Origin of the sequence: Microcoleus sp. LAD1_D3, assembly GCF_036702135.1 — a bacterium.
Lineage (GTDB): Bacteria > Cyanobacteriota > Cyanobacteriia > Cyanobacteriales > Microcoleaceae > Microcoleus.
In genome coordinates this window covers 113,591-120,260 of the sequence record NZ_JAUBSB010000017.1, presented here as the reverse complement: position 1 = coordinate 120,260, position 6,670 = coordinate 113,591, and the positions used below count along the sequence as shown (strand labels likewise).

At 42.5% G+C, this 6,670-nt stretch carries 5 protein-coding genes and 1 pseudogene; 5 read left to right on the top strand and 1 reads right to left on the bottom strand.

Going from position 1 to position 6,670, the window contains the following annotated elements; translation table 11 throughout:
- The 5 genes and pseudogenes from QUA74_RS12845 to QUA74_RS12825 form a co-directional block, all read left to right on the top strand.
- Positions 1-732: pseudogene (locus QUA74_RS12845) on the top strand (hypothetical protein); the annotation flags it as partial.
- Between the two features lie 20 nt (positions 733-752).
- Positions 753-1,622, top strand: coding sequence for a class I SAM-dependent methyltransferase (locus QUA74_RS12840; RefSeq protein ID WP_333329085.1), 870 nt, complete (start codon positions 753-755; stop codon positions 1,620-1,622).
- Positions 1,623-1,678: 56 nt separating this feature from the next.
- On the top strand, positions 1,679-2,935 hold the full coding sequence (locus QUA74_RS12835) for a glycosyltransferase family 4 protein (protein ID WP_333329083.1): 1,257 nt from the start codon (positions 1,679-1,681) through the stop codon (positions 2,933-2,935).
- A 67-nt stretch (positions 2,936-3,002) separates the two neighbouring features.
- On the top strand, positions 3,003-4,256 hold the full coding sequence (locus QUA74_RS12830; RefSeq protein ID WP_333329081.1) for a glycosyltransferase: 1,254 nt from the start codon (positions 3,003-3,005) through the stop codon (positions 4,254-4,256).
- A 43-nt stretch (positions 4,257-4,299) separates the two neighbouring features.
- On the top strand, positions 4,300-5,499 hold the full coding sequence (locus QUA74_RS12825; RefSeq protein ID WP_333329078.1) for a glycosyltransferase: 1,200 nt from the start codon (positions 4,300-4,302) through the stop codon (positions 5,497-5,499).
- A 153-nt stretch (positions 5,500-5,652) separates the two neighbouring features.
- Here the strand turns inward: QUA74_RS12825 and QUA74_RS12820 are convergent, their stop codons facing one another.
- On the bottom strand, positions 5,653-6,576 hold the full coding sequence (locus QUA74_RS12820; RefSeq protein WP_333144861.1) for a DUF4214 domain-containing protein: 924 nt from the start codon (positions 6,574-6,576) through the stop codon (positions 5,653-5,655).
- Positions 6,577-6,670 lie beyond the last annotated feature (94 nt).

Below are 6,670 nucleotides of genomic sequence, written 5' to 3'. Positions count from 1 at the left end.
TCCCAGTTACAACTGCATCAGACTCAGAGTGAATTGGAACAATCCCAGTTACAACTGCATCAGACTCAGAGTGAATTAGAACAATCCCAGTTACAACTGCATCAGACTCAGAGTGAATTGGAACAATCCCAGTTACAACTGCATCAGACTCAGAGTGAATTGGAACAATCCCAAGCAATCCAGCAGCAGACTCAGAGTGAATTGGAACAATCCCAAGCAATCCAGCAGCAGACTCAGAGTGAATTGGAACAATCTCAGTTACAACTCCATCAGACTCAGAGTGAATTGGAACAATCCCAAGCAATCCAGCAGCAGACTCAGAGTGAATTGGAACAATCGCAGTTACAACTGCATCAGACTCAGAGCGAATTAGAACCATCCCAGTTACAACTCCATCAGGCTCAGAGTGAATTGGAAAGATTAAAGTTTTCGCAAGCTAGGGTTAGAGAAACTGAGGTCAAAAGTCAGATGCAGTACAAAGACTTATTGTGGGAGGGGTGGTACGCTTATTGCAAAGGCGATAGGGCGGGGATGGCTAACTTTCTTAAAGAATCCTTGAAGTGCACGCCTTTTTCAACAACAGAAACAGTCTTGAACTGGTTAGAAAATTTTGCTCGCTTTTCGTCAGAAAAAGGAGATATCCTCGATACCAATACCTTAGTTAACTCAGCAGAATGGAAAGAATTGATGCGTCGCAGCATTAATGGCAAGACAGTGCTGACCATCCATTAGTAAGAGATTGCAAGCAAGCTATGATTACAAACTCGGGTTTCAGTATTGAGAAAACTACCATTAAGCATCAGCCATTGATTGTCAATGACGAGCCCAACTTAACCAATCCAGTCTCGCAAATGGCCACCGAGGCCCAGTGTCGATCGGATGCCTTCTACTATTGGTGTGAGGAAACTCGTCTGCCGCACGAGCCAATATTTCATCGAAAACTGTGGGAGTACGCCTATATCCTCCAGTGTCTGTCTGAGGCGGGCATGATGTCACCAGGCAGGCGCGGACTAGGTTTTGGTGTCGGCCAGGAACCGTTAGTAGCTGTAATGGCTGCGCGAGGCTGCGAAGTGGTGGCCACAGACCTAGATTCAGAGGAAGCCACTAAGCAGGGATGGGCAGGTACCGGTCAATATGCAGCCACGCTAGAGGCACTTAACGATCGCGGCATCTGCCCCCCCGAACGCTTCGCATCAAAGGTGAGTTACCGCGTGGCAGATATGAACAAGATAGATCCTGATTTGGTCGGCTTCGATTTTGTCTATTCGTCTTGCGCTTTCGAGCACGTCGGCTCGATCGAACTGGGACTGCAATTCGTCAAAAACAGCCTTAAGTGTCTGCGTCCGGGCGGAATAGCAGTACATACCACCGAATTCAACGTTTTTTCTAATGACGCGACGATCGACCACCAACAGACTGTACTGTTTCGACGGCAGGACATCGACAGACTCGCAGCAGAGTTGACAAGCCAAGGACACGAAATAGTCCTCAACTACAACACTGGAAGCGGGCCGTTCGATCGTCACATAGACGTACCGCCCTGGTCGGGGATACACTTAAAGCTTCAGTTGGAACAATATGTCACAACATCCTTGGGGTTGCTCATTAAAAAGGCTTCATAGATTAAATCGTTTTTCACTCATATTCAGACATTTCTACTCAGCCAAAACCAAGACCAATGTTAAATCATCAACTAAATAATTCTTTGGGTGTAAATTTAGCCGGTCATATAACCGGAGATTTTGGGCTAGCGGAAGCCGCTAGAGGAAATCTCCGAGCCCTAGAAGCAGCCAGAATTCCCTTTGCAGTTAAGGATCTAAAAATAGATTGGCTACCCAACTCCGATACCAGCTACAAAAAATTTTCCGACGACAATCCATATCCAATCAATATAATCCAAACCAACCCCAATTGGGTTGAGCAGATTTTAGCAGGATACTTTCCCGGAATTGGTTCTGAATATTTCAAAGGGAAATACAATATAGGTGTCTGGCTATGGGAACTGCCAGTATTTCCCTCTGAATGGCAGTGGGCTTTTGATTTATTTGATGAAATTTGGACTACCAGTAATTTTTGTGCAGAAGCATTTTCTGCCGTCTCCCAAGTTCCTGTACTCAAAATTCCTGTGAGTCTTGCCTTCCCGCAACCATTATTAACAAGAGATAACCTCAACTTACCCAAAGATAAATTTATTTTTCTATTCATGTTTGACTTTGGCAGTTCCTTTGAACGGAAAAATCCCTTTGCCACCGTTGAGGCATTTAAAGGAGCTTTTGGTAAATCTAATCAAGATGTTTTACTCGTTCTCAAGTTTGCCAATGCTCATCTTTTTCCGCAACGGCGACAGGAACTAATTGATTTGGCTGATGGTTGGTCATCTATTCAGTTTATAGACGGACATTTGCAAAAAGAAGAGATTCACGGCTTGGTTAATAGTTGTGACTGTTATGTATCTCTGCATAGGGCTGAGGGCTTCGGTTTAACAATGTCGGAAGCCATGTACTACGGCAAACCAGTAATCGCCACAGCCTATTCATCTAATATGGAATTTATGAATGTTGGCAATAGTTTTCCGGTTAAATACGAACTGGTGACAACAACTGAAGATTATGGAGCTTACCCCAAAGGCAGTGTGTGGGCGGAACCAGATATCGATCATGCTGCGTCTTTGATGCAGTATGTATTTGAGAATTATCAGGAAGCTCAGAAAACAGGAAAAATAGCAGCCAAGGAAATCAGGTCTTTATTAAATCCTCAAGCTGTAGGTATAAAAATAAAAAATCGCCTTGAATTTATCAGGGCACATCTAAATCATACCCAGTTGTCAAATCGGTTCCATGAACTTCAGACAGAAAGAGATCTATTGGCTCGTCAAGCCCAAGCTTGGAGGCAGACAGCATTACAGGTACAGAAAGAGTTAGCAAAATACTCTTAATTTCAACGATAAGAGTCCTGAATTCTCAAGCATTTATTCTAGATATTTCTTCAGTAAAAGACGAACAATGTTAAATCAAACACTAGATTCTAATTTCGGCATCAATTTTATCGGACACCTGAGCGGTGAATATGGTCTGGGAGAAGGTTCGAGGGCCACTCTCAGAGCGATCGAAGCTGCTGGTGTTCCCTATGCACTCAAGGATATTAAGGTAGATTGGCATCGAAATTTAGATAACAGCTACACCAGTTTTTCCGAGCAAAATCCCTATCCCATTAACCTGATTCACACTCTGCCAGAACCCGTTGTTTTCAACATGGTCGATCGCGAATGCTTTAAAGGTCGATACAATATTGGCTTCTGGGCTTGGGAACTGCCGATATTTCCTCCAGGGTGGCTGTACGCTTTTTCTTTATTTGACGAGATATGGACTTATAGCAATTACTGCGCTGAAGCGATCGCGCCCGTATCCCCCGTCCCTGTGATTAAGATGATGTCCAGCCTTGAATTTCCCGAACCGTCATTTGATAGAGAACAATTAGGATTACCCCAAGACAAATTTATCTTTTTGTTCATGTTTGACTTCCACAGTACCATAGGTCGCAAAAATCCCTTTGCTACTTTGGAGGCATTTAAGCGAGCTTTTGCTCAATCGAATGAAGATGTCTTACTGGTACTCAAGTTTTCTAATGGCAACTTTTTCCCCAAAGAGCGAGACAAACTCAAAGCGCAAGCAGCAGGCTGGCCAGTTCACTTTATAGATGGGCATTTAAAGAGAGAAGAACTTCATGCTTTAGTTGCCAATTGCGACTGCTATGTTTCCCTGCACCGGGCCGAAGGTTTTGGTTTGACAATGGCGGAAGCGATGTACTACGGCAAACCCGTAATTGCGACTGGCTACTCATCGAATATGGAATTTATGAATGTCGGCAATAGTTTTCCAGTAAAATATGACATAGTGACGCTGACAGAAGATTATGGGCCTTACTTTAAAGGTAATTACTGGGCAGATCCCCATATAGATCATGCAGCATCATTAATGCAGTATGTTGTTGAAAATCCCCAGGAAGCACAACAAGTAGGAGCAAGAGCAGCTCAAGAAATCAAGTCTTTACTGAGTCCTCAACTTCTAGGCAAGAAAATCAAAAATCGGTTGGAAATCATTAGAAACAGAATGAACCAATCTACAAACTGGTCAACTCGCATCCATCAGATGCAGCAAGAGACGGCTTTGGCTCATTCTCAAATCCAAGTTTGGCGGCAGACAACACAGCAAGTTCAATCTGAACTAGTGCAACACCACAGGCTTGCTAAAACTTAAAAAGTTTAATTTACTGTAGATATTTGTTATTAGGAGTTCAATCATGTTCAATAACACAAATTTTAAGTTGGGAGTTAATATTATCGGTCATGTGAGTGGCGAGTTTGGTTTGGGCGGGGGTGTGCGAGGGACTATCAGAGCGATAGAAGCAGCTAACATTCCTTTTACAATCAAGGATCTGAAAGAAGATTCGCAACGCAACTTAGATTCTACATACACCAATTTTTCCAGCGATCATTCTTATCCCATTAATATCGTCCATACTAACCCGCACGAGTCATTGTTGAATTGTATCGATCCTGAATATTTTAAGGATCGCTATAATATTGGTTTTTGGATTTGGGAACTTCCGGTATTTCCAAATTTTTTTATGGGGGCTTTTAATCGATTTGATGAGGTGTGGACTTACAGTAATTATACTGCTGAAACCATTTCCGATGTCTCGCCTCTTCCCGTGGTCAAATTACCACCTAGCATTTATTTACCGCCCAACGAATTGGGCAGAGAAGCTTTAGGATTACCCACAGACAAATTTATTTTTCTGTTCATGTTCGACATGGGTAGCGGTTTTGAGCGAAAAAATCCTTTTGCTACCATTGAGGCGTTTAAAAAAGCTTTTGGGAAGTCTAATGAAGATGTTTTACTGATTATTAAGGTTAGACCTCATCCTTATTATCAAAATCAGTACGATCAACTAAAGGCAATGACAGAAGACTGGCCATCTATTCAACTTATCGAAGGGCATTTGAGCAAGGAAGAGGTTCATGGGTTAGTAGATAATTGTAACTGCTATGTATCGCTACATCGGGCTGAGGGTTTTGGCTTGACTATGGCGGAGGCAATGTATTACGGCAAGCCAGTCATAGCTACGGCTTATTCATCCAATACCGATTTTATGAATGTCGGCAATAGTTTTTTGGTCAAGTACGATCTAGTGGCAACGACTGAACCTTATGGACTTTACCCACAAGGTAGTATCTGGGCTGAGCCGGATATCGAGCATACAGTGGAGCTGATGCAGTATGTCTTTCAAAATTATCCGCAAGCACAGCAAGTAGGAGTGAGAGGAGCTAAGGAGATTAGGTCTTTATTGAGTCCAGAGGTTATCGGTCAAAAAATTAGACATCGCCTGGAATATATTACCAGGACAATAGAAGAAAAAAGCTGGTATGAATCCCAAGCTCAAGCTTGGAAACAAGCGGCTTTGGAAGCTCAAAGAGAATTAGAGCGCTCAAGGTTTTAACGCAATACGGTTCAGACAAAATAGGGCTACACTTACAGCGTATCCCAGGTTGATGAAGTGCAGCTTGAGACACGGCTGCTCCCCGTGTCCCTACCGGGATAGATCGGATCTGCAGTGTACTTCATAAACCTGGAATTTTCTGTACCAACAACCCTAACAATCTTCTGCTCGCATACAGCAAATGTAGAAACAATAGGATTTATCGGGATTATCATTTATGAGTTGACTGTTCATAAATTCATGGTTAAAATGTTCCATGCTAGATTTTTCAATTGCTGTTGATAAATCGATAATTCCCTTGGTTTCAATGATTTTGAAGTTATGTTTCTCTAAGAGTTTGCATAAATCTTCCCAATAATACTCTATTTTGTGTTCGGGATGGATATAGGTATCAGGGCATTGTAGCTTGGTGGCTCGCCTATTTGGGGTATCTAGTGCTAGCTTCCCACCTGGCTTTAATAATTTGTATGCTCGATCGAAAACTGCTTCAGCCTCTTCAGGGGTTATGTGTTCTATAGATTCTCCAGACCAAATCAAATCAAAAAAGTTTTCCTCAAATGAATCTAAATCATTCATACTGCCATAGACATATTCAATTTCACAACCTTGGTGGTTAATGTGTTTTGGCCACTCCGGCCCGGGAAACATCATTTGGTCAGGATGAAAGTCTAATATATAGAGCTTTTCCGGTAGATTAGAATAGCCTAGTTGCAATAAAGCACCTTTTTGATCAGAGGCCGAATAACCTCCCAAATCTAAAACAACTTTAGCCGGTGGAAGTAGTGTTTTCACCATTTTCATTCTGCCACTGTGAAGTCTATGAAGAGTTTGGTTTCCCTCTCCTCCACCTGGAAGGCGTCTTTGAAATTCCTCTGACTCAACCATTTTTTTGATGACATCAGCTCGACTCAAACCACCCTTGATATCGTTTAACCAAGCTTCTAGCCCATCCGGGTCTGCTTCACGATCGAAGATGACCCAATAAGCCATCCACAGAAAACTTTTGTCGCTTTTAGTGTGAGTGGATAAAGTCTTTTGGATACTTGATTCTAAACGCTGGGTTTCTTCAGGGGTCATGAATGCTCCTTCAATAGCGATGGGATTGTTTTCAGGAAAATAGTATTTCTGATGTTAGGTTAACCTACGAAATACATGGCAAATTAGAGGGTAA

Bases quoted from the DNA above. Each gene is read 5' to 3' on its own strand.
- QUA74_RS12820 (WP_333144861.1), bottom strand. From the start codon at position 6,576: ATGACCCCTGAAGAAACCCAGCGTTTAGAATCAAGTATCCAAAAGACT.
- QUA74_RS12840 (WP_333329085.1), top strand. From the start codon at position 753: ATGATTACAAACTCGGGTTTCAGTATTGAGAAAACTACCATTAAGCAT.
- QUA74_RS12830 (WP_333329081.1), top strand. From the start codon at position 3,003: ATGTTAAATCAAACACTAGATTCTAATTTCGGCATCAATTTTATCGGA.
- QUA74_RS12825 (WP_333329078.1), top strand. From the start codon at position 4,300: ATGTTCAATAACACAAATTTTAAGTTGGGAGTTAATATTATCGGTCAT.
- QUA74_RS12835 (WP_333329083.1), top strand. From the start codon at position 1,679: ATGTTAAATCATCAACTAAATAATTCTTTGGGTGTAAATTTAGCCGGT.